The sequence below is a fragment of the Cupriavidus sp. PB-02 genome (assembly GCF_058252315.1).
Genome location: NZ_JBXPSX010000003.1, coordinates 206,584 through 229,381, shown reverse-complemented (window position 1 = coordinate 229,381; position 22,798 = coordinate 206,584). Strand labels below are relative to the sequence as shown.

General features: G+C 61.9%; 16 protein-coding genes and 5 pseudogenes. 5 read left to right on the top strand and 16 right to left on the bottom strand.

Annotated elements, in window-relative coordinates; translation table 11 throughout:
• Positions 1-2: 2 nt before the first annotated feature.
• The 3 genes from AC10V3_RS35400 to AC10V3_RS35390 all read left to right on the top strand — a co-directional run bounded on the left by AC10V3_RS35400 (position 3) and on the right by AC10V3_RS35390 (position 3,645).
• On the top strand, positions 3-1,301 hold the full coding sequence (locus tag AC10V3_RS35400) for a CaiB/BaiF CoA transferase family protein (RefSeq protein WP_490924484.1): 1,299 nt from the start codon (positions 3-5) through the stop codon (positions 1,299-1,301).
• 34 nt (positions 1,302-1,335) lie between these two features.
• Positions 1,336-1,968: a hypothetical protein gene (locus tag AC10V3_RS35395; protein ID WP_022540399.1), complete on the top strand. Its 633-nt coding sequence runs from the start codon at positions 1,336-1,338 to the stop codon at positions 1,966-1,968.
• 144 nt (positions 1,969-2,112) lie between these two features.
• Positions 2,113-3,645 (top strand): class I adenylate-forming enzyme family protein, encoded by a 1,533-nt coding sequence (locus AC10V3_RS35390; protein ID WP_022540400.1) that lies wholly within the window; start codon positions 2,113-2,115, stop codon positions 3,643-3,645.
• Between the two features lie 23 nt (positions 3,646-3,668).
• Here AC10V3_RS35390 and AC10V3_RS35385 read toward each other — a convergent pair.
• A pseudogene (locus AC10V3_RS35385) lies at positions 3,669-4,301 on the bottom strand (LysR substrate-binding domain-containing protein); the annotation flags it as partial.
• 759 nt (positions 4,302-5,060) lie between these two features.
• Here AC10V3_RS35385 and panP point away from each other — a divergent pair.
• Positions 5,061-6,713, top strand: a complete 1,653-nt coding sequence (panP, locus tag AC10V3_RS35380) for a pyridoxal-dependent aspartate 1-decarboxylase PanP (protein WP_041682428.1) — start codon at positions 5,061-5,063, stop codon at positions 6,711-6,713.
• A 525-nt stretch (positions 6,714-7,238) separates the two neighbouring features.
• Here panP and AC10V3_RS35375 read toward each other — a convergent pair.
• The 9 genes and pseudogenes from AC10V3_RS35375 to catA form a co-directional block, all read right to left on the bottom strand.
• Positions 7,239-8,063, bottom strand: a complete 825-nt coding sequence (locus AC10V3_RS35375) for a 3-oxoadipate:acetyl-CoA acetyltransferase (RefSeq protein ID WP_041682315.1) — start codon at positions 8,061-8,063, stop codon at positions 7,239-7,241.
• 56 nt (positions 8,064-8,119) lie between these two features.
• On the bottom strand, positions 8,120-9,520 hold the full coding sequence (locus AC10V3_RS35370; protein ID WP_022540404.1) for an MFS transporter: 1,401 nt from the start codon (positions 9,518-9,520) through the stop codon (positions 8,120-8,122).
• 15 nt (positions 9,521-9,535) lie between these two features.
• Positions 9,536-9,720: pseudogene (locus tag AC10V3_RS35365) on the bottom strand (hypothetical protein); the annotation flags it as partial.
• A gap of 9 nt (positions 9,721-9,729) precedes the next feature.
• A pseudogene (locus AC10V3_RS35360) lies at positions 9,730-9,852 on the bottom strand (RidA family protein); the annotation flags it as partial.
• Between the two features lie 35 nt (positions 9,853-9,887).
• Positions 9,888-10,664, bottom strand: a complete 777-nt coding sequence (benD, locus tag AC10V3_RS35355; protein WP_022540405.1) for a benzoate diol dehydrogenase BenD — start codon at positions 10,662-10,664, stop codon at positions 9,888-9,890.
• Positions 10,661-11,683 (bottom strand): benzoate 1,2-dioxygenase electron transfer component BenC, encoded by a 1,023-nt coding sequence (gene benC, locus AC10V3_RS35350; protein ID WP_022540406.1) that lies wholly within the window; start codon positions 11,681-11,683, stop codon positions 10,661-10,663. The genes benD and benC overlap by 4 nt, the downstream gene beginning before the upstream one ends.
• 38 nt (positions 11,684-11,721) lie before the next feature.
• Positions 11,722-12,210 (bottom strand): benzoate 1,2-dioxygenase small subunit, encoded by a 489-nt coding sequence (gene benB, locus AC10V3_RS35345; protein ID WP_022540407.1) that lies wholly within the window; start codon positions 12,208-12,210, stop codon positions 11,722-11,724.
• Positions 12,207-13,565: a Rieske 2Fe-2S domain-containing protein gene (locus AC10V3_RS35340; protein ID WP_022540408.1), complete on the bottom strand. Its 1,359-nt coding sequence runs from the start codon at positions 13,563-13,565 to the stop codon at positions 12,207-12,209. The genes benB and AC10V3_RS35340 overlap by 4 nt, the downstream gene beginning before the upstream one ends.
• Positions 13,566-13,671: 106 nt before the next feature.
• The gene (gene catA, locus AC10V3_RS35335; RefSeq protein WP_490924483.1) at positions 13,672-14,607 is read right to left on the bottom strand and encodes a catechol 1,2-dioxygenase; all 936 of its coding nucleotides are present in this window, start codon (positions 14,605-14,607) and stop codon (positions 13,672-13,674) included.
• A gap of 174 nt (positions 14,608-14,781) precedes the next feature.
• Here catA and AC10V3_RS35330 point away from each other — a divergent pair, with 174 nt between their 5' ends.
• On the top strand, positions 14,782-15,705 hold the full coding sequence (locus AC10V3_RS35330) for a LysR family transcriptional regulator (protein WP_022540410.1): 924 nt from the start codon (positions 14,782-14,784) through the stop codon (positions 15,703-15,705).
• 736 nt (positions 15,706-16,441) lie between these two features.
• Here AC10V3_RS35330 and AC10V3_RS35325 read toward each other — a convergent pair.
• The 6 genes and pseudogenes from AC10V3_RS35325 to AC10V3_RS35300 all read right to left on the bottom strand — a co-directional run.
• Positions 16,442-18,081, bottom strand: a pseudogene (locus AC10V3_RS35325) (ISL3 family transposase); the annotation flags it as partial.
• An 805-nt stretch (positions 18,082-18,886) separates the two neighbouring features.
• A complete protein-coding gene (locus tag AC10V3_RS35320) occupies positions 18,887-19,438 on the bottom strand; it encodes a DUF3158 family protein (RefSeq protein ID WP_490924660.1) in 552 nt (183 codons plus the stop codon).
• Positions 19,374-19,580: pseudogene (locus tag AC10V3_RS35315) on the bottom strand (DUF3158 family protein); the annotation flags it as partial. The pseudogene AC10V3_RS35315 and the gene AC10V3_RS35320, both read right to left, overlap by 65 nt.
• Positions 19,581-19,902: 322 nt before the next feature.
• Complete coding sequence (locus AC10V3_RS35310) at positions 19,903-20,595, bottom strand: helix-turn-helix domain-containing protein (protein ID WP_022540413.1); 693 nt, start codon at positions 20,593-20,595, stop codon at positions 19,903-19,905.
• 15 nt (positions 20,596-20,610) lie between these two features.
• Positions 20,611-21,981 (bottom strand): MFS transporter, encoded by a 1,371-nt coding sequence (locus tag AC10V3_RS35305; protein WP_490924482.1) that lies wholly within the window; start codon positions 21,979-21,981, stop codon positions 20,611-20,613.
• Positions 21,982-22,365: 384 nt separating this feature from the next.
• Entirely contained in the window at positions 22,366-22,707 is a 342-nt protein-coding gene (locus tag AC10V3_RS35300; RefSeq protein ID WP_022540415.1) for a DUF2958 domain-containing protein, read from the bottom strand.
• Positions 22,708-22,798: the final 91 nt, after the last annotated feature.

Below are 22,798 nucleotides of genomic sequence, written 5' to 3'. Positions count from 1 at the left end.
TCATGACCGATTCCGCCGCTACCCCCATCCCAGACCTGCCGTCCCCTTCGCCGCGCACCGGCGCGCTGAGCCACCTCCGGGTGCTCGATCTCTCGCGCGTGCTGGCCGGGCCATGGGCCACACAGAATCTCGCGGACATGGGCGCCGACGTGATCAAGATCGAGAAGCCCGGCGAAGGCGACGACACCCGCCACTGGGGTCCTCCGTTCTTGAAAGGCGAGGATGGCGCGCCCACCCGGCAAGCGAGCTATTTCACCGCGGCCAACCGCAACAAGCGCTCGGTCACCGTGGACATTTCCAAGCCCGAGGGGCAGGAACTGATCCGCGAACTGGCCCGCCACAGCGACGTGGTGGTGGAAAACTTCAAGACCGGCGGGCTCAAGCGCTACGGGCTGGACTATGACAGCCTGAGCGCGATCAACCCGCGCCTGATCTACTGCTCGGTCACCGGCTTCGGCCATACCGGCCCCTACGCGGCCCGCCCCGGCTACGACCTGCTGATCCAGGCCATGAGCGGCCTAATGAGCATCACCGGCCAGGCCGACGGCGAATTGGGCGGTGGCCCGATGAAGGTGGGCGTGGCCGTGATCGATCTGTTCACCGGCATGTATGCCACCACCGCGATCCTGAGCGCACTCGAAGCGCGCCACTTCACCGGACGCGGTCAGCATATCGACATCGCGCTGCTGGATGTGGCCATGGCGGTGCTGGCCAACCAGGGTGCGGGCTTTCTCAACGCTGGCGACGTGCCCCAGCGCCAGGGCAATATCCACCCGAGCGTGGTGCCCTATCAGGACTTCCCCACAGCCGATGGCAATATGCTGCTGGCCATCGGCAACGACGGGCAGTTCGCGCGGTTCTGCGACGCAGCGGGGGTGAATTGGGCTGGCGACGAGCGCTATGCCACCAACACCGGCCGCGTCAACAATCGCAAGGTGCTGATCCCGATGCTGACCGAACTCACGCGCACCCGGCCCACAGCGGAATGGATCACGCTGCTGGAATCCAATTCCGTGCCTTGCGGCCCGATCAACGACGTCGCCCAGGCCTATGCCGATCCGCATGTGCACTCCCGCGGGCTGCGCATCGAGCAGTCGCGCTATCCGGGCGCACAGCCGCCCACAGGCCAAAGCGTCAACAAGGTGATCACCGCGGCCAGCCCGCTGCGCCTGTCGGAGACGCCTCCCACGCTGCGCTACGCACCGCCGGCGCTGGGCCAGCACACCGAAGAGGTGCTGCGCGACTACCTGAAGCTCGACCCGCAGCAACTGGAAGCGCTGCGCGCCAAGGGCGTGGTCTAAGGCGCCACGCCGCCGCCCCGGGATGCCACAAGCCATGCGCGTCCAACTGCAAGCCGCCTCGCACGTCCACCTGTCATGCCTGCTGCCGGCCTTCCCGCTGGTGATCGCGGCGACTCGCGGCAAGACCCTGGTGCGGCGGCGGGGATTCGAGCGTTTGGTCGTTCCCGGACAACCAGTGGTGGTGGCGCCGTTCGAGGCGGTCGACCTGCACTTGGACGGCGGCGCGGTGCAGCCGGCCTGTTGCAGCCTGGAAATCCAGCTGCAGCCCGCGGGCGCACCCAGCGTGTCTCTGCATCACCGACTATCGCAGCGTGTCTTTGTGCAGCCGCAGCACACGTGGAGCGCGGCCTTTATCGCCGACTTGCTGCGAGCTTCGCCCACCCAGGTGCGCCGCACGCTGTTCTCGGAAGGCGCGGCCCTGAACGAGCTATGCCGGACCCAGCGGCTGATGCGGGCGCTGTTCGAGGCCCTGCACGACGGTGCCGGCGCTGGCGAACTGAAGCGCCGCATCGGCTGGCCGCAGCGCAGCGACCTGGAGGCCGCGTTCTACGACTGCGTCGGCCTGTCATTGCACACCCTCAGGCGCTTGGGCTCGGGGCGGACGACCCTCGCCAGCGCACGGGCCGACGCGTTCGTGCCGCAGTGGCCCGAGCAGCAGCTGGCCTGACCCCGCTGGCACAGCCGCCGGCGCGTTCGGCAATCGAGAAATCTCCTTTGCCGATAAGCGATTGCAGCGCACCAGCGGCGCACATAAACTGGCGTCGTTCGGCTTGCCGAACGGCTTTCTACCCCGCACAAGGATTTCCGCGAGATGCCCCCGGACCGAGACACCACCAAACGGATCAGCGACATCCCACGCCACTGGGCCGCCCAGACCCCCGACCATGCGGCCGTGTTCGAGGACGGCCGCACCGTTACCTTCGCGCAGTTGTGGGCAGGGATCGAGGACGCGCAACGCTATCTTGAAGCGCAGGGCGTCGGCACCGGCGACCGGGTGCTGGTCGCGGCCGAGAACTGCCTGGCCGTGATCACGCTGGTGTTCGCCTTGTCGGAGCTGGGCGCGTGGCCGGTGGTGGTCAACGCCCGCGTGTCGGAACGCGAGATCGAGGTGATCCGGGCGCATTGCCGACCGCGCCTGATGCTGTTTACCCATGCCGCCTCGCCTGACGCGCTGCGGCACGGCGTGCGCTACCGGGCTCGGGAAATCGCCCCCGCCGGCCTTGGCCCGCTGATGGCCGGCGCCGTCGACGCGGCCAGCGAGCGTGAGCCGGAAGCGCTGGCGCGCGAGGTGGCCGCGCTGATCTACACCTCCGGCACCACCGGTCAGCCCAAGGGCGTGATGGTCACGCACCGGGGCCTGCTGCACTTTGCCCGCGTCACGGTGGAATCCCGCCGCATGCAGGCCGACGACTGCGCCTATGCGGTCATGCCGATGTCGCACGTGTTCGGGCTGGGCACGCTGCTGGTCTCGACCTTCCAGGCCGGTGCCAGCCTGTACCTGAGCGCGCGTTTCAATGCGGCCGACGTCACCGCGGCGATCCGCCAAGGTGCGATCACGCTGCTGCAGGGCGTGCCGACCATGTTCAACCGCATCGTCGCGCACGTACGCGCGAGCGGCTTGCCGCTGGCGCCGTCGCCAAGGCTGCGCTACCTGTACACCGGTGGCGGGCCGCTCGACCCGACGCTCAAGCAGGAAGTCGAGGCCATGTTCGGCCAGCCGCTGCACCATGGCTACGGCATGACCGAGTATGCCGGCTCGCTGTTCGTGACGCGCATGGACCGGCCGCGCAGCGATTGCTCGGCGGGAGAGATCGTCGAAGGCGCCCAACTTCAGGTGGTCGGCCCTGACGGCATGCCGGTGCCGGAGGGCGAACCGGGCGAACTGTGGGTCAGGGGACCGGGCGTGATGCGCGGCTACTATCGCGCACCGGAACTGACCGCCGAGGCGCTACGCCCCGACGGCTGGCTCAACACTGGCGACCTTGGCCGGCTGGGTCCTGACGGCGCGCTGTTTATCGTCGGCCGCACCAAGGACCTAATCATCCGTTCCGGCTTCAACGTCTATCCGATCGAGATCGAATCGGTCATCAACACCCATCCGTCCGTGCGCCTGTCCGCCGTGGTCGGCCAGCCGACCCCAGACGGCAACGAGGAAGTGATTGCCTTCGTCGAAATCCAGGATGGTGAGAAGTTTGACGCGGCGGCGCTGCACGAATATCTGATCGATCGCCTGTCGCCATACAAGCGTCCGGAGAAGATCCTGCGCGTGGCCACCATCCCCACCACGGCCAGCGGCAAGCTGCTCAAGCAACAGCTCAGGCAGCTGGTCGCGGAACAGAAGTAGCGGCTGCGGCTGAGGGGGCGCCGTCAGTCCTGGCGCCCGAGGCCGTCCTCGACCAACAGGTCGACCAGCTTGCGCGCAAACAGCGGCAAGGCGCCGAGTTCGGCCACGCAGATCTGCAGCTTGCGCTCGGCCCATTCGTCGTTGAGCTTGACGATGCGCAGCGCCATCGTATTGGCGTGGCGCGCGGCGGTGCTCTCGGGCAGAACGCCGACACCGACATTTGCCTCGACCATCCGGCACGCGGTCTCGAAGTTGCTGACCTGGACGCGCCAACGCAGTTCGCGCTGCAGGTCCGCCGCAGCGCGCTTGAGGAAGTTGTGGATCGCGCTGGCTTCCGGCAGGCCGATGAAGTCATAGTCCAGCGTATCGATAAAATCGACGCCATTGCTCTCGGCCAGCGGATTGCTCAATGCGGTGGCAAGCACTAGACGGTCGCGCCGGTAAGGCATCGCTTCCAGCCCTTCGGTACGCACATTGCCAGCAATGATGCCGATGTCGACCATCCCCTCCTGGACGGCGCGCACGATGTCCGGGCTCAGCCGTTCATGCATGTCGATGGTCACGTCGGGATGGTTGACAAGGTAGGTACGCAGCACGGCAGGCAGGAACTCGCTCATCGCGGTCGTGTTGGCAAAAACGCGCACATGGCCCTTCACCCGCCACAAGGGGAATCCCTAATATGGCACTCATCGAATGCCGCGGTGCAACAAGCACTGAACCAAAGGAATGGCATTCACCAGTTTGAAGAAAGGGGTGAGCCATGAATACCAATCGCCGTGCCCTAGTCGCTGTCGCCGCACTCGCTGCCACCCTAGCGGCCGCTCCGGTGTTTGCCAAGAGTGGCAAATTCGATACTTACACTGACGGCGCGCGGTCTGGGAAGTACGATGTTTATACTGACGGCTCGGGGACACCTCCCCCAACCCGCTTCCGCTCTCCCGAACCCTACACTTCCCCAGAGTGTGGGGATTTTACTTTTCGGGAACCAGAACTTTCAGACACCCGACACGGGGGCGTGCCGGGAGAAAGCCTGGAAATGACACATATTCCCAGAAGTAATAAAGAACGTGGCTTTTATGCACGCGACGGCAGCTGCTCGGGCGCGCGCTTGGCGCAGCTAGCCGTACTGTCCCGGCTGCTGAAGCAATCGGAGTGACAGCGAGGCGCGCCCTGCATCCATCAATGGATACTCACCCCCTTGAGGCGTGCGATCATCTCCAGAGACCCACTGGTATTGGGTGCTGGTGCTGACCGCTCCGCAGGGCGCCCAATAGAGAAGGCGATTGATGGTCATCAACGGGCAGCGGCGACGTCGCCAAACGTGTCGGTCGGGGCCCTCGGCCAATCCGCATCCGTCCGATCCGGCATAATGCCCGGCGCACCATGGCGCTAAGGGATTGAACTGGGTGATGCAAATGAAGCCGGACAGCTCTCGCGAAGAGTCCTCAAAAAGCACGGACGGGGGCGACGACTGCCCCTTGCGCTGGTTCGACGCGGATCGGGGTGCATTCGAATCGCTCGAGCGATTGATCGCCGAGCATCCGGCGGATTTCTTTGCGGGCGAGCGTTTTGATCCGGTTGGCGCGTGCGGCACACGCGAGGCGGTGTTCGCGTCGGTTGAGCTGCCCGAGACTCCGACATCGCCGCAAGCGCATGCCGATCATCTGCTCAACGACGTGTTTCGGCACGTGATGCCCGTGGCATCTCCAACTTTCGTCGGACACATGACGTCGTCGCTGCCGTCGTTCATGCCCTCGCTCGCCAAGGTGGTGGCAGCGCTCAACCAGAACGTCGTGAAGCTCGAGACTTCGGGCGCGCTGACAGGGCTCGAGCGCCAGGTCATCGGCATGCTGCACAAGCTGGTGTTTGGGCAGGACAGCGCGTTCTATGCGAGATGGCTGCACGATGCCGACCACGCGCTCGGCGCGATCTGTTCTGGCGGCACGGTCGCCAACCTCACCGCGCTATGGGCGAGCCGCAACAACTTGCTGGGCGCGCGTGATGGCTTCGCCGGCATCCATCGCGCCGGACTGATGGCTGCACTACGCCATTACGGCCATGACGGGCTTGCAATCGTCGTCTCGGAGCGCGGACACTACTCGTTGCGAAAGGCAGCCGATGTCCTTGGCATCGGGCGCGACAATCTCGTGCCGGTCGGGGTCGATGCAGACGGTCGCATGCGCATCGACCTGCTGCGCGACACCCTGCGTGACCTGCAGCAGCGCAACATCCGGCCGATGGCGATCGTTGGCATAGCGGGGACGACGGAGACGGGCGCGGTCGATCCGCTCGATGCGATTGCGGATGTTGCTCATGAGGCCGGCTGCCATTTCCACGTGGATGCCGCATGGGGCGGCGCAACACTGCTGTCGGAGCGCGAGCGCTGGCGCTTCGCGGGCATCGAGCGCGCCGATTCCGTCGTCATCGATGCGCACAAACAGTTCTACGTGCCGATGGGTGCCGGCATGGTGCTGTTCCGGAGCCCGGCGTGGACGCAGGAAATCATCCAGCATGCGAACTACATCGTGCGCAAGGGCTCGGTGGACCTGGGGCGCCATACGCTCGAAGGATCGCGCGGGGCGGCGGCAGTCATGCTCTATGCGAACCTTCATCTGCTCGGTCGCAAGGGGTTGGCGCAGTTGATCGATCGTAGCATCGATAACGCCCACTACTTTGCATCCCTGATTGCGCAGCAGCCGGATTTCGAGCTCGACAGCCACCCGCAGCTTTGCATCCTGACCTATCGCCATGTGCCCGAGACCGTGCGTGCCGCGCTGGCAACGGCTTCGGCCGACAGGCGCGAGAAGATCCTGGACGCGCTGGATGCGCTGACCATCAACATTCAGGAAATGCAGCGCGATGCCGGCCGCTCGTTCGTATCGCGCACGCAGTTGATGTCGACACAGTGGGGTGGCCGCCCGATTGCCGTTTTCCGCGTGGTGCTGGCCAACCCGGATACGACGCATGCCATCCTGCAGGGCATCCTCGACGAACAGCGCGCGCTGGCGGCGGCCAGCCCTTGCATGGCGCCGCTGATTGCGCTGATGGGGGCGCCGGACGCCGCGTGAGGCATTTGCAGCTGGCGGGCGCCATTCGTCGACCGTGTGTCGCTGGTAACGGTCCGCCGAGTACCGTCATCGACTGACTCGTAGATTCGGTGGGCTCTTCGGTAGTTAGGCGAATGCAGTGTCAATGGGCGGCTGCAGTTCTGTAGCGACCGGCCAAGGCAGGAGTTCGTTGATCCGGTTGATGGGTGAGCGGCGATTCGCACCAGAAATAGCATTCTGGGTTGAACCCGTTGAGTGTTGCCGTACCAATGACCGTGTACATGACCATCATGACCACGCTCACCTTCACTATAAGCGTGAAGTGTAGATGGAATGGTCGCCTCCCGTCGCGCGTCGCTGGGGACGACGCGCTTACCCACACGGGCGAGAATACGTTGGTCCCACCGAGAACCTGGCTCATGGTAACGATCAACGTAAAGCCAGATCGGCCCGAAATCAAGCCCTCGACGCGGCCGTCACACAAAGTGCGGGAGACCCATTTTTACTTTTACTACACCTCACGTCAGCGATGCGGGAATGGGTGGTTCAGCACAAATTCAGGATCTCGCGAGCCTGGGCTGCGGTCGCGACGGGGCGACCGTACTCCTCGCAAAGCTCGGCAACCTGGCGCACAAGCGCGGCGTTGGACGGGGCGAGCGTATTCTTGTCCATCCGCACATTGTCCTCGAGCCCGGTGCGGCAGTGCCCCCCTAGTTCGAGAGACCAGCGAGCCATCGTCAGTTGATTTCGACCGATGCCTGCGCCGGTCCATGTCGCATCGGGCGAAAGGCGCTTAAGGGTACGAACGTAGAATTCAAGCACTTCGCGATCAACAGGCATTGCGTTCTTGATGCCCATGACAAATTGGATATGCAGGGGACCGACGATCGCGCCGGCTGCCTGCATAGCTGCGGCCTGGAAGATCATCGACAGGTCAAACGCCTCGACTTCGGGCTTGATGCCGTAGGTTTTCATTTCGGCGGCGAGCCAGTCGACCAGGTCGGGCGAATTGTCATAGACCCGGGTCGGGAAGTTGACGGAGCCGGTGGCCAAGGATGCCATGTCCGGTCGCAGGGATAGCATAGCACCTCTTTCATTGCCGGCCCCGGAGCGGCCACCGGTGGACACTTGGGTGATCATGCCCGGCGCGTGCTTGCGAATGCCTTCTAGCACAAGGGCGAAACGATCGGGATTTGACGTGGGAGTTTCGTCATCGTTGCGTACGTGGAGATGAACCAGAGTCGCCCCGGCTTCGAATGCCGCCTGGGTCGACTCCACCTGCTCGCTTACCGTGATTGGTACAGCCGGATTGTCTTTTTTGCGAGGCAGTGATCCCGTGATCGCAACAGAAATGATGCAAGGCTTGCTCATGCTTGATCTCAGTAGATTAGGTAGCGCGGACGCAGTATTTTTAGGTGCCTTCAGGGTCACCGATAAGGCGACCTCTGCACTGGTTTGGCGCCGTCTAGAACGACCGTCCGTTCTGAATCCGCTGCGCCCTGGCTCGACCTGCTGTCGATCAGAGATGCCGACCGATTATGGTCGATCAGGAGCACAGCCAGCACGGCGATGACAGCAGGCACTGCCATTGCGGCGAAATTCTGCTGGAGTGGCAGGGACATGCTTACCAGCACGCCGATGACAATGGGCGCCAGGATTGCGCCGCTTCTGCCGACTCCGGATGCCCAGCCAATGCCCGTGCCCCGGACGGTAGCTGGGTAGAACTGCCCTGCATATGCGTACGTCACGATTTGCGTGCCGATCGTGGAGGCTCCGGCAAGCGCGACCACGAAGAACAAGGCCCCGGTCGGCATCTTGTAGCCAAGCAGCGTGATCGATATCGCGGCGAGTGCGTACATGCCAACCAGCACGTATTTGATATTGAACTTGTCTGCCAGCCAACCACCTCCGATTGCGCCGGCCATCGCGCCAAAGTTCAACACCAGGACGAACGTCAATGCCGAGCCGAGGCTATAGCCCGCGCCAGCCATGAGTTTCGCGAGCCAGGAGCTCAATGCATAGACCATGAACAGGCACATGAAGAAGGCGACCCATAGCATCACGGTGCTGAAGCCCCGGCCATCACGGAACAGCATACTGATGGGAGCGCTGGCCCCTTTCTCGGCCTGCGGCAAGTCGAACCGGTCTGTCATCTGAGCGCGGTAGGTGGGGTCCATCTGGACCAGTACCGCTTTGAGAGTGTCCAGACGATTGCGCTGGATCAGGAAGGGCAGTGACTCCGGCATCAGCTTTAACACAGCAGGGATGATAAGTACGGGAACGCTCGCAGCCAGGAATACCGATTGCCAACCGTACGTCTCGATCAGTGATTTGCCCATGATTGCTGCGAGCATCCCCCCTACGGAATACCCGCTAAACATCAGCGTGACCATGGTTCCGCGGGTCTTGCGCGGAGAGAACTCTGTCATCTGAGCGACGACATTGGGCATCACACCGCCGATTCCCAATCCGGCAAGGAAGCGTGTAATGCTGAACGTGATCGGATCATGCGTCATTCCCGCCGCAGCAGTAAAGACGCTGAAGAGTCCGATACAGACTGCGATGGCCTTGGGCCGGCCAATGCGATCGGCAATGGTTCCCATGATGACTGCGCCGAACATCATGCCGAACAGCGCGGAACTGATCATGAAGCCGGCGCTGGTCGCATCGACGCCCATGTCTTTCATGATGGATGGGAGCGCGATGCCCACGACGGCCAGGTCATAGCCATCAAAGATGATGATGAGCGCGCACCAGAACAACAGGCCAGCATGGAATCTTTTGAAGCGCGCGTCGTCGGCGAACTTGTGAACATCAATATGACGCATGATTTGTCTCCTCCCTTATTCTAGGAATGGTCGCGGCATCCCTGCGGCGTCTGCGGTTCCCACAGGGTTGGCCTCCAGCTCTCTGAGCCTGAAGCGTTGAATCCTGCCGGTCGCCGTCTTGGGCAGCGTGAGCAGAATGTGAATGTGATGGTGCGCGGATACTTGTAGGGAGCGAGACGGTTCTTTACGAAAGCCTTTATGCTCGGATTAGCGCCACGATCAATCTGGCCAGAGACGGACACAGCGCTCCCGACCTTCACAGCAGGCGCGTACCGAATCTCTTTGTGAACCGCTTCCATCCCAGCAGGAACAATGGCTCTACGTTCGTTCACTGTCGCGTCCCCTACCGTCACCTCTTCGACGAGTTCTAGCCGTTGTCGCCGCCCGCAACCGGCAGCACGGCGCCTGTGATGTAGCCTGCTTCGTCAGACGCAAGAAAGAGAATCGGCGCGATTTGTTCGTCGAGTGTGCCGTAGCGTTTGAAGAAGGTGGACTCAGTAACTTGTGCCACCGCCTCGCTCATCCACGTCTTCTCCTGCTCGCTATCTCCAGCCGCGTTGCGAGGCACGCGCCGGGGAGGCGCCTCGGTTCCACCGGGTGCCGCAGCGACCACACGGATGTTGTGCTCGCCATACTCCATCGCAAGCGACTGGGTTAGCGCGTTGACGCCGCCCTTTGCAGCCGAATACGGCACGCGACGGATGCCGCGCGTTGCATTCGAGGAAACGTTGACGATGGTTCCGCGTCCTTGAGCGAGCATGTGCGGAAGCACCGCGTGGCAGCCGTACAAGGTCGGCATGAGCGAACGGCGGATTTCTGCATCAATCTGAGCCGGTTCGAACTCGGCATAAGGCCGCATACGAATGGCCCCGCCGACGCCGTTTATCAGAATGTCAATTCGACCAAACTTCTCCACAGCGAAGGCCATCGTGGAGGCTGCGCCTTCATAGGTCTCGAGGTCGGCAATGAAGCCGGCAGTGTCGGCCCCAACTGCTTCCGCTGCGACCTCGGAGACGAAATCGGCGCGGTCGACAAACAGAACCTTCGCACCTTCAGCCGCAGCGCGTAGAGCGACGCCGCGCCCGATACCTTGGGCGGCACCGGTGACCACCATCACCTTGCCTTCGAATCGCTTGGCGCTCATGGGGTCACCGGGGCTGCGTTGGGCGTGAACTTCTCGTAATGGAAGCTGTTGGGCTTCACACCGTTGTCGTCGAAATACTTGCGCACCGCGTCGACCATCGGCGGAGGTCCGCACAGGTACACGTCAACATCACCATCGTTCAGACATTCAGCCGGCATATGCTGGGTCACCCAGCCCTTGCGGGGATGGCTCGATTCCGCTTCTGCGACCACGGTGCTGAACGTAAAGTTCGGCAACTTCGCGACGTACGCCTCGATAGCCTCAACCTGGACAAGATCGAGGTCTCGTGTCACGCCGTAGATGAGATGCACCTTCTGCTCGGAGTTCGCGCGAACCAGGACTTCCAGCATCGACAGAAATGGGGCCAAGCCCGTGCCGCCAGCCAGGAACAACAAGGGACGCTCCACTGCCCGGAGGTAGAAGCTGCCCAGGGGGCCCGTCAGTTGCACCTTGTGGCCTGGCTGCGCCGATTCGAGCCAGGTGCTCATCACGCCGCCAGGGATTTTCTTGATCAGGAAACTGATTTTCGATGCGCCCGGCGCGGACGAAAATGAGTATGACCGATGCTTTCCGCTGCCGGGGACGTCGATGTTTACATACTGGCCAGCGAGGAAGACCGGAGGGATGCTGTCCACGTCCAACTCAAGGACCACCGCCGCATCATTGTGCTGTGCGACTTTCGTGACCGTCGCAGTGAATTTGCTTTGCTCGGTTTTGCACATCGTCGACGATGCCGGAACTGCGATGACGCAGTCACTCTGGGGAACCATCTGGCACGTGAGCACGAGACCGCCAGCTTTCTCGTCGTCGCTCAACGCGTCCTCAATGAAGTCGTCGCCCAAGTCGTAGCTGCCACTCTCGGCGCGGCACTTGCAGGTGCCACACACGCCGTCGGAGCAATCCATCGGCAGGTTAATCTTGGCGCGAAAAGCGGCATCGAGAACCTTTTCGCCGGCCTTACATTCGACAAAGCGGGTCACGCCGTCTTCAAAGTTCAGTGCGATGTTGTAGCTGGACATGTTACCTCCTGCGTCCTTTCTCATTCCAACCCGTGGCATCAGACGTGGTAGACGTCCAGCACCTGGCGGATATAGTCGTTCTTGAGCGCAATCTTCTTGCTCGAAATCAGCAAACGGTCGTCAACTTTGCGGAAGGTGACGTAGGCGGTGCCGAAATACTGATCCGTGACCTTGTAACGATGGCTCAACGTGTTGAAGTTGTATCGAACGTCGACTTCGTTATCCCGCTCCGCCAGCACTTCGATATTGGTAACGTGGTGGCTGGTGCGCGGCTCCGGCATCGACGCGCTGCTGCGCTCGGTTCTGATACGGAACACCCGGTCTTCCAGGCCGCCGCGGTCCGAGTAGTACATCAGAGAAATTTCGCTTTGCGGGTCTTCGGTGAGCTTGTCATCGTCATCCCAGGCCGGCATCCAGTAGGTGACGTCTTCGGTGTAGCAGGCCAACCACTCGTCCCACTGACGATCATCCAGAAAGCGTGCCTCGTGAAAGAGCGCGCTACAGATCTTTTGATAGTCGATGCTCATACGGCTGCCTCCGCCTGTTCTTTCCGCAGGGCTTCGCGCATCACCTGCATCCAGTATTCGTGTTGAACCACAAAGAGACCTTCATCTTCGCTGCGCTCGCCCGAGATAAGCGGGTTCAAGCCCATGCCCTTCGCATTCGCGTCAGGTCCATGGACCCACAACGGCGCCCCGCGCGACATGTCGTTCCACATCGACGTCGTGCTGGCGTAACCTGCCTGGCACGCACGGAACTCTTCGAGGTCGTCGCTGGTGCCCATGCCCGAGACGTTGAAGAAGTCTTCGTATTGACGAATGCGGATCGCGCGGCTTTCTGCGCTTTCGCCCTTCGGTGCGAAGCAGAAGATGCTAACTTCCGTCTTGTCAACACTGATCGGACGGACGACGCGAATCTGGGTACTGAACTGATCCATCAGGAACACGTTCGGATACAAGCACAGGTTTCGTGTCTGATTCACGATGTACTTAGCCTTGTCTTCGCCGACACGAGCAGCGATTTCGTCGCGATTCTGATAGACAGGACGCACTTCAGGATTCATCGTGTTGGTCCAAAGCAGGATATGGCCATGCTCGAAGCCATACACGCCCGCAACCGACTTGCTCCAACCATTTGCATCGACGGCCTTGGTGCCTTCGACATGGCGGCGGCCCATCGTTGCGGCATAGTTCCAGTGCACGGTGCTGACGTGATAGCCGTCACAACCGTTTTCCATCTGCATCTTCCAGTTGCCGTCGTAGATGTACGAAGAGTTGCCTCGCAACACTTCGAGACCATCCGGCGCCTGCGAGACGATTTGATCAATGATGACCTTCGTCTCGCCGAGATAGTCCTCGAGCGGCATCACGTCTTCGCTCAGGCTGCCAAACAGGAAACCGCGATAGTTCTGGAAACGCGCGACCTTCTTCAGGTCGTGCGAGCCCTGCTTGTTGAACTGCACCGGATACTCGGTGGTCTTCTCGTCCTTTACCTTCAGAAGCTTGCCGGCGTTCGAGAACGTCCAGCCGTGGAACGGGCAAGTGAAGCTGCCCTTGTTGCCGTGCTTGCGACGGCACAGCATGGCGCCCTTGTGAGCACATGCGTTGATGACCGCGTGCAACTCACCGGTCTTGTCACGCGTGATGACAATCGGCTGACGACCAATCCACGTCGTGTAGTAATCGTTATTGTTCGGTACCTGGCTTTCGTGCGCGAGATAGACCCAGTTGCTCTCGAAGATGTGCTTCATCTCGAGTTCGTACAAATCGGCGTTCGTGAAGATGTCGCGGCGACAACGGAAGACGCCATTTTCCTTGTCATCCTGAACGGCGTTGCTCAGCAAGTCGTCCAGTTTCCGTGCTTTATCGATAGTTGCGGACATGAGTCGTCTCCCTATGCGAGCTTCGTGGTCAAGCCCTTTGGCCTCGGTTCAGATAGTTCGTGCGGAGAAGTCGGCGGCCTGGCGAGAGAGGCCGCCGCGTGAGAGGTTATGCCGTGGCGGATGCGCGAGGGCGATTCACAAGCTGGTTGTCCTTGCCTTGCACCAGTGGAGTCAGCTCGATGTTGAATTCGATTTCCTTGTACGCGTTGCCCTTGAGGCCGAGCGCAGCGCCGCCCGTCTTCTCGACAACGTGCGGCACAAGCTCTTCGCGAGTCGCATAAGCGAAGTCGTCCCAGATCAGCGGATCGCCTTCGATGTTGATCTGCGTCGTGAGCTTGCGAGTCTTGTCGCTCGTTACGAAGAAGTGTACGTGCGCCGGGCGGTTGCCGTGGCGGGCAATCACGTCAAGCAACTGCTGCGTGGCGCCGTGCGGCGGACAGCCGTAGCCAACGGGCATCAGCGTGCGGAACTCGTACTTGCCGTCAGCCCCGGTCTTCACCGCGCCGCGAAGGTTGAAATCGTCTTGCGCGCCGGTCGGATCAAAGTGCGAGTAAAAGCCCTTGGAGTTGGCGTGCCAGCATTCGACGACCGCATCGGCCACGGGCTTGCCGTCCGGTCCGGTCACCGTGCCACGGATGATGAGCGGACCCGCGTCTTCGTCGGCATTGAGATCAATCTTAGAGACGCCATCGCGCACCGGGGCGCCAGCAACATACAGCGGGCCTTCGATAGTGCGCGGCGTGCCACCGTGGATGTCAGCTTCACGGTCCTCTGCATCCATGCGGATGTCGAGATACTTCTCGAGACCAAGGCCAGCGGCCAAGAGGGCCGCCTCACCATCTTGTCCGAGCTTGTTGAAGTAATTCACACCGTCCCAAATCTCGTCGGGCGTCATGTCCAAGTCGTCGATGGCCTTGAAGAGGTCGCTCAGCAGACGATGAGTAATCTGCTTGGTACGAGCGTTGCCATCCTGGCTTCCCAGATTAGCAGCGGCCTTCAGCAGGTCCTGCACTTCCTTCGAGTCGAACACTTTGACACTCATGTCTGCTCCTAAACTTTCTGTGTTTTGGTGGGGTAAACCCTTGTTTCAGGCCGGTCTGAGTGTACTCAGAAGGTATAATGCGGCGACGAAACAGAGCGTGATGGCAGAATAGAGGATGGCAAACAGGTCAGTCCAACACCGTTTTAGTATCGGATCATATCTCGGAGGTATTGTATGGAGCTGCGACATCTCCGCTATTTTGTAGCGGTTGCCGAAGAGCGAAACTTCACGCGCGCAGCAAAGCGGCTCCACATTGCGCAGCCGCCGTTAAGCCGCCAAATACAGCAGCTCGAAGAATCGCTGGGGGTGCAGCTATTCGAACGAAGCTCTCGTCCGCTCAAGCTCACCGAGACAGGCAAGTTTTTTTACTCGCACGCAGTGCATCTCATTGCGCAGACGAACGAGTTGGAATCAATGACAAGGCGCGTTGGCAGCATCGAGCGCAGTCTGTCCGTCGGCTTTGTGGGGTCCACGCTCTACGGCATGCTTCCAAAGATCATTCGGCGATTCCGGGACGAGAACAAGTCGGTCGAGCTCAGCCTCCACGAGATGTCGACGATGGACCAGATTCGCGCCCTCAAGGACGGACGCATCGATGTAGGGTTTGGTCGGATTCGACACGAGGATGCGAACATCCGCCGGGTGATTCTCCGCGAGGAGAAAATGATCGTTGCACTTCCCGTCGGTCATCCGCTCTCAACGTCGAAGCCGGTGCTCGCGCTTCGGGACCTCATCTACGAAACACTCATTGTTTTCCCCAAGGCACCGAGGCCAAGCTACGCGGACCAGGTTCTGTCGGCTTTCCAGGAGCGAGCCCTTACGCCTCGGCGCATCTATGACGTGCGCGAGTTGCAGATTGCATTGGGGCTTGTCGCGGCGGGAGAAGGGATTTCAGTCGTCCCCAGCAGCGTCTATGGGCTGAAGCGCGACGACGTGAGCTACATGGAACTGGACGACCCAACCCTCACCTCGCCCATTATCATGAGTATGCGTGCGATGGATGAGTCGCGTGACATCAAGGAAATGCTGGAACTGATTTATCAACTCTACGAGGAAGAGGCGATTCCCTATGTGCCTCGCACGGACAAGGGGTCATAGAAGGGTCATACCTCCGGGAGGTATGATGGTTTTGGACTGCCAAATATTGCCGGCGCAATACTGCAACCTTCAAATTCGTCGTTCCAGGCACGAACGCCTGAATCACCTCCGTCGAAGCACAGTTCTAGTCGACTTCATGGCGACAATGCAGCAACTAACCATTGGTCAACATCCGCCTGCTTTCGAGCAACGGCTTTGAGGGCATTTGCGAAGACCGGTCGAACAGCCTTTTTAGACCGATCGCGAGGATGCACGCGCCGGCCACGTAGAGGGCCCAACTGCGTCGCTGACATGCATCCCCGGGAAAGAGCGTCACAAGTAACGCCGTTCCCGGGTAGACCAAGCCGTGATGATGAGTTGCTTCTGCCCAGCTAAGCGTCAGGTTGCGCAAAAAGTCGACCTGTTCCCTGCAAGCAGCCGTATGATGAGGCGGCATTCCTATCTGCCGCCGACCCAGAACTAGGACACTATGCTTGAGGGGGCTCCGCGTGCTGCAACACCCATTCCACCGCCGTAGAACAAAGGAAAGTCGGGTCTTCCGCAATTTGTGTGACGACGGCGAACTCGCGTGGAGGACCTTGCCGTCGTCTCCCCCGCCCCACTACCACCATTCTCCTGCTTGTGACAAACGTGGGCGAGCCCGCCAGGCTCGTCCTGGCCGTACGAGCTCACCCGCCTGCGATGGCGACCGGACTAGCGGGTCCAGCAGGACAAGGCAGGCCGGTTTAGCGGTATAGCTTGGCTTCAATACCCGCAGCCGCAGAAGCTCGATGTTCGCGCGGCCATACATCTGGCGCTTGAGGAACTTGAGCCGGTTGACGTGACCCTCGGTCTGGCCGTTGCTCCATGACAGCTTGAAGGCCGCCCGCACAGCCGGTAAGTCGGCGCGCAGGCTTTGCGCGAACCTGCGCATTTCCGCAGCGTCGCAGCGCGACAGACGCTTCAACCATCGATCGAACTGCCGCGGACTTCGCCGGTGCATGAGCCCGAGAAACTCTCGCGCGAGGCTGCGGACCTCGCCCACCACGGGTTCGATCTTGCACAGCGCCTGCACGAAGCGCTCGTGGTCCGCGCTCCTGGGTTCCTCGACGGCGAGCTTCCTCCAACCGACAAGCCATCCGAACAAGCGCCGGGCCGACGGGCACGGCATCGTCCGCACGGGTGCCTGGAGGAGCGGTACCTTGCTCTGCGGAAAGAGGAGGCGAACCACGCAATTCCGCACGGCGGCGCGACTGCCCGTATAGCCTTGCTGCTTGAGTTCTTTCCAGATCAGTTCAGGAAAGCGACAGCCTTGGGCGATTCGTTCCTCGATATAGCTGCGATAGGGATCCAAAGGCGTCGGACTCCGCGCTCTGAGTGCGCGCTCGGGGAATGCCACCGCGGTGACGAAGTTGCGCACGGTTCGTTGGTCAATTGAGAGCTCGCGCGCGATTCCTTTCATCGGGCCGCCCTGGGCGCGTAGCGCCATCACCCGCTCGTACAGCGCCAGCCGCGTGGCGCGTCGCTGATCGCTCAGGCGCTGCCATGACCACAGTGACTGCGGCTCAGCACTCGCTGCCGGCCCAGGGTCACGCCACCGACCTCGACTTGCTGCGCGGCTTGGCGCAGTTGCGGCCCGAGTCGGTATAGCAGCCTCTCGACGTTGTCGCGCTGGTTGCACAGCAGATGCCAGCGATCGGAGACTTGCTTGGCTGCCGGCAGCGCAATGTCGACCGCCTCGGAGTAGGCCCCGGACCGATCCCTGGCGACGATCTCGATCGATGGGTGCGCACGCATCCACGCGGTCACCGCAGTTGCTTCCCTGCCGGCAAACACTGCGATCGGCTCACGTCGCTCCAGGTCGACGATGATCGTTCCGTACTGGTGACCACGCGCGATCGCCCAGTCATCGATGCCGACGACCCGCGGTCGTGGTTTGCGCTTGCGCCCAGGAGCTCTTCGCAACTCCCGCAGCACGGTGTCGGCACTGGTGCGCAAGCCCAAGACGTTAGCAAGCCGGGCCGCCGCTTCACCACCGAGGGCGTGGCCCAGCGCGTGCAACGCCCGAGCCTGCGATTGCGTACGACGTTGGTGCCGACCGGCCAAGGCGTGGATGTTCTCGGCAAACGTACGACGCGGGCAGCCGGCGTTCGCACACTTGAAGCGACGCACCTCAACGGCGAGAACAACCCGCTGCTCGAGCATCTGACGTTCTTCCAGCCTGCACACATAGCTGCCGTGGCGTCGGTTACTCCAACAGCGGCAAGCAGGACAAGTTGCCGCACGAACCTTACTGCAGGCTTCGACAGTGATGGTTTCCCCTCGCGCGTCGCTGGAGACGACGCGCTTACCCACACGGGCGAGAATACGATCGATCCCACCGAGAACTTGGCTCAGGGTAACGATTAACGTAGGGCCAGATCGGCCCGAAATCAAGCCCTCGACGCGGCCGTCACACAAAGTGCTGGAGAGCCATCTTTACTACACTTCACGACAGAAGGCCAGCTCTCAGCAGCGTCCGGGACTTAATCTGCACGAGTGCGAGGCGGCACGATGGGCGGAGCGATAGGGTTGGCCGTCTGGCTGCCGTTTGCTCCGGCGACCAGAACAGGCTGTGCTGCCCTCTTCTTCCCCAATCAGCCAGACGTAGATTGTCGCCGGCACCGAAAGATCGCCGAGAGCCACGGAAAGGTTGGACTGTCTTCCATGCGGCGCTGAAATATGTCGATCTGGGCCGCGGTCGTCTTGAATCAGACTGAAATAGAGTATGCAAGTTCGCTCCAACACACGCGCCTCCAGCTTGGCCGCCGGGCGCTTGGGCGCCCTGCCAAGATGGAACGACACCAGACCGGCCAGCCCTTGCGCCTCTTACGCCGACGTCCATCGCGAGATGAATCCGTCGTTGCAAGCAAGCTTGGAGCGAGTATTACCCGGCGTTCTCCATCGGCCCAAAGCAACACACAGAGTGCGCGTCACGCAAGGGCCGCATTGCCGTGGCGCTCGCGCATGACGGCCTCCAGGTCAGTACGTTGTCCGCTCGTCCGCATCGTTGTTTGCATGCCCAAGCATGTGGTCACGATACATCCAGTGATTCAATGGACTAGAAGATGCACGCCGCCAGCGCGATGCGCCGCGCTGCCCTCCGAGGTCTTCAGCGTCGGCGTCTGCCTCCGGGCATGAAGCTTCCTTGTAAATGAGCGGTTCATTTGATGGGCGACAGCATGACTGCGCCGAATGAGACCGGCAGCAAGAAAGCCGGACGGCATGGATACCGATTTATGATCGATGGAAAACGGTTGCCGCAGTGGTATGCGTCGATGGCGGCAGCCTGCGGGGCGGGAAACTCGTCTCGGGAGGGCGGGTGGAACCCCGTGGACCGCAGTGGAACTATCCCCAGGGGATAGCCCAGGATACGCCGCAGGTGAATCGCCTCGGCCTGTGCCATGTTGCTAGCGCATTCCTTGGCGTGGCGGGCGATGCTGTGGGTCAGGCTGATCTGCATGTTCAGCGCGATGCGCTGCAGCTCCATCGCGTACAGGTCGTCGATCAGCGAGGCCGGTATTGCGGGGTGGCCGAGCAGCGATTCCCACAAGGCCACGCCCGAGGATGAGCGGTCAATATTGCGCCAGCGCAGGACGGTCGTCCCTGCGCCAGTGGTTTGCAGGGCCAGTTGCACATCGAGCAGGTTGAAGGGGTAGGCCCTCGCCTGGGGCAGCACGCGCCGCTGTGCCAGGACGATCAAGCTGTCGCGCAGCGCCAGGTACTGGCTGGCCCAATGCCTCCAGACTCCCCTTACCTTTAAAAGGTTGTAAAAGGCCTTTTAGGTAGGCTGCGTGTTCCAGTCGCTGGAAGTCCGCCTGTTCCAGCGCCGTGAAGCGTGTCGGCTGGACGGGCATGGAAGGCTTGGTGTGCCAGCTATCCCGTGGGGATAGCACGGCATTGTTCGGCTAGTTCATGTAGGGCTGTGGGCGCCATACCCTCTCGAGCTCTGTACGTGGCGGCCCGCTTACCATCCACGTTTCGGCAGCGAAGCTCGAACAGTCGAGCATCATGTACCGCCTGCCCGCTGGCTGCCGCATCCGTACTTGGCGGCAGTTGCGCGGGATGCCGTTTGGAGATTCAACTTACGGCCGCGGCAATGGGCGTCCATCCATCGTACGGCGAATCGCCAGGGCGGCTTAGAGCGGCGCTGGCAAGCGTGAATCTTGGCCCTTCAGCCTACAGACGAATATCAACGGAAGTTGGCGTGGCGAATAGCTTGGGTTCCTTGCCGAGCGGAAACCCGATCACGTACAGGACGTTAGCTGGCATTGGCCTGTCCGGGTCCGAGCCCCCCTTCAGCAGCACTTTGCGCTCGGCATAGCATAGCGAAACGCCAAGGGTCTTGAGCACATCGATGTTGGCTTGCATCGTGTCAGACGCCTCGCGCTTCTGCGCTTCGCTGTAGGCGTCCAGGCCATCCCGGTAGTTGCGGAAATATTCCATCAGCGCGGCGAAGCGTTTATCCGCTTCGCCGCCCATCTCGAAGGCCAGCTGCGACATGTCCATCGTGCTGGTCTGCGCCAGCTCCGTCAACTGCTTACCCGTGGTCAGCGGAATCGCCGCGAAGGTGACGTGCTCTTGGTCGAACTGTTCCTGCGCAGCCTTGAGTTCGTCTTCCGGTGGAATCGCGAATGGCTTGTTGAGCGCGTCGATGTCCAGGAAATCGAACGCGCTGGCCAGCGCCCGGCAGGTGTCGGGGCCGGCGGGCCAGCCTTGTTCGACGCGCTGAACGGTTCGCACGTTGAGCCCGGCGATCACGGCCAACTGCTCGTGAGTCCATTGCCGGGCGTCGCGGAACACCTTGATGCAGACAGCCAGCTCGGCGGGGGTCAGCAGGCGTACTGGTGGCGTGTTTTCCGTCGCGTTCATATCGTTTCTCCTTCGTTATCGACCGGCGTGGCCAGCTGTGCTGGCCACGCCATTGCGCATGGCATGGCCGCACCTGGCGAGGGGCCAGAGCGCAAGCGAAAACCCGAAAGCGGCCAGTACTGCCACATAGTGAGCAGGCGCCATGGTGTCGTGCTGTAGCCAGAGCGTGAGGATCATCGGCGTGAGGCCGCCAAAGACTGCGTAAGACATGTTGTAAGCAAACGAGAGACCCGTGAAGCGCACCGGTGCGGGAAAGGCGCGCACGCCGGCAATCGGCACGGTGGCGATGGTGCCGACGAACAGGCCCAGCAGCCCGTAATGCCAGAACAGCGTGGCAGGCGTGCCGGGCAGGCTGCCGTAGAAGAGGTAAGCGGTCATGAAGAGTCCGCCCCAGCCGATCAGCATGACGGCACGGATGCCGATGCGGTCGCATGCCCACCCGACAATCATGCAGCCGATGGTCAGCGTGAGGGTGGCGAACGCATTGGTCTCGAGCGCAAGCGCGGCGGGTATGTGGTGGACCTTCTGCAGGTAGGCGGGTGTATACAGCACGACCACGACGATCGAGGTGGAAAGTACCCAGGTCAGCAGTGCGACGAACAGACTGGCCGAGCGGTGATCGCGCAGCACGGTGCGGATCGGCAGTTCGCGCGCCAGATTGCTGCGCTCAGCCAACTCGCGGAACACGGGGGTCTCATGCAGGAACCGGCGCAGGTACACGGACACAAGCCCGAAGACACCGCCCAGGAGGAAGGGAATGCGCCAGGCGAAATCGCTCACCTGCTCAGGCGAGTAATGGCGATTGATGGCGACAGCAACGAGCGACCCCAGCAGGATGCCGCCCGTGATGCCAGCGGTCAGCGTGCCGATGCCGAAACCGTAATGCCGGCTCGGCACGTGTTCGCCGACAAACACCCAGGCTCCGGGCATCTCGCCACCGATGGCCGCGCCCTGCAGCACCCGCATCGCCAGCAGCAGCAGCGGCGCCGCTACGCCGATGCTGGCGTAGGTGGGCAGCAGGCCGATCATCAGCGTGGGCGCGGCCATCAGCAAGATCGAGAGCGTGAACATGCGCTTGCGGCCAAGCCGGTCACCAAAGTGCGCGATCACGATGCCGCCCAGCGGGCGTGCCAGGTAGCCCGCGGCGAAAATGCCGAAGGTCTGCAGTTGTCGCAGCCAGTCAGGCATGTTGGCCGGGAAGAATAGCGCCCCCAGCACCGTGACGAAGAAGACGTAGATGACGAAGTCGTAGAATTCGAGCGTGCCGCCAAGGGCAGCCAGGGCCAAGGTCTTGTAGTCGCGAGCAGCCAGCGTGCGTGCCGGAACGGGAAAGACGCCGCCCGGTGCGTTCAGGGGTTTCAACTGCGGTTCTTGTTGTGGATTCACGTTCAGTCCTCGTCGGGTAGTGATCAAACGGACTTCGATTAGGGCTCGCCTTCTGAGGCCAAGACCCGGACGGTCGCCCGAGAGCGATGCCGCCCCGGCATCGTCCGATGCGCCACGCCTGCATGGAAACGGCCAGCCGCTGAGTCATCAAGCCGTATCTCAGGCGGGGGCTCTTCTCACAGCAGCTCTACCAGCTCGTCAACGAGATATCGCCTAGAGGCGTCAGGCTTTGGATCTTCCGGGGCTAGAGCAAGCGCCTCAGGTCCCGCCTTATCGGTCTTTCCATGTTCTTTGCTCTGAGCAGCAGCGGCGGCCCATGGTGCAACCAATGAGGCGGCGCAGGGCCTCTCGGGCCGGCCTACCAGGGTGTGCCAGCCGGTTCGGTCAGTCGGGGATCGAACCGTCGAGCTGCGCCAGCTGCGCATACGCCGATAGCGGTCGCGTAGGCCGGAAGTACCGGTCGCGAAGAATCGGCCTTTTAAGCGGCCCAACGATGGATGCGAGGTCGGACAGCTTCACATGGCTCAGTTCGGGCATGCCGATACCCACGTCGCACAGACCGTAGGCGGTGTCACCGTCGGCCGCGTCGAGCGCGGCCAGTAGCCAGCTCGCATGCGCGTCCGGCGTGAACAGCCGCACCACCGGCAGGTGGTCGACAGCGTAGCCGTTGTGGCCGTTGGCGAGCAGCTGCACACGTTGCTCCTCGGTGATTAGGGTTGGGTTCATTGATGCTCCTGAAAAATTCACGCCACTGCCGGGGCAAGGCGATACAAGGGCTGGGCGCTCGTCACTCTGAACTTGGCGCACCGTAGTTCGC

Bases quoted from the DNA above. Each gene is read 5' to 3' on its own strand.
- AC10V3_RS35370 (WP_022540404.1), bottom strand. From the start codon at position 9,520: ATGCGTCATATTGATGTTCACAAGTTCGCCGACGACGCGCGCTTCAAA.
- AC10V3_RS35340 (WP_022540408.1), bottom strand. From the start codon at position 13,565: ATGTCCGCAACTATCGATAAAGCACGGAAACTGGACGACTTGCTGAGC.
- panP (WP_041682428.1), top strand. From the start codon at position 5,061: ATGAAGCCGGACAGCTCTCGCGAAGAGTCCTCAAAAAGCACGGACGGG.
- AC10V3_RS35300 (WP_022540415.1), bottom strand. From the start codon at position 22,707: ATGAACCCAACCCTAATCACCGAGGAGCAACGTGTGCAGCTGCTCGCC.
- benD (WP_022540405.1), bottom strand. From the start codon at position 10,664: ATGAGCGCCAAGCGATTCGAAGGCAAGGTGATGGTGGTCACCGGTGCC.
- AC10V3_RS35310 (WP_022540413.1), bottom strand. From the start codon at position 20,595: ATGAACGCGACGGAAAACACGCCACCAGTACGCCTGCTGACCCCCGCC.
- AC10V3_RS35395 (WP_022540399.1), top strand. From the start codon at position 1,336: ATGCGCGTCCAACTGCAAGCCGCCTCGCACGTCCACCTGTCATGCCTG.
- catA (WP_490924483.1), bottom strand. From the start codon at position 14,607: ATGAGTGTCAAAGTGTTCGACTCGAAGGAAGTGCAGGACCTGCTGAAG.
- AC10V3_RS35390 (WP_022540400.1), top strand. From the start codon at position 2,113: ATGCCCCCGGACCGAGACACCACCAAACGGATCAGCGACATCCCACGC.
- AC10V3_RS35330 (WP_022540410.1), top strand. From the start codon at position 14,782: ATGGAGCTGCGACATCTCCGCTATTTTGTAGCGGTTGCCGAAGAGCGA.
- benB (WP_022540407.1), bottom strand. From the start codon at position 12,210: ATGAGCATCGACTATCAAAAGATCTGTAGCGCGCTCTTTCACGAGGCA.
- AC10V3_RS35375 (WP_041682315.1), bottom strand. From the start codon at position 8,063: ATGAGCAAGCCTTGCATCATTTCTGTTGCGATCACGGGATCACTGCCT.
- benC (WP_022540406.1), bottom strand. From the start codon at position 11,683: ATGTCCAGCTACAACATCGCACTGAACTTTGAAGACGGCGTGACCCGC.
- AC10V3_RS35400 (WP_490924484.1), top strand. From the start codon at position 3: ATGACCGATTCCGCCGCTACCCCCATCCCAGACCTGCCGTCCCCTTCG.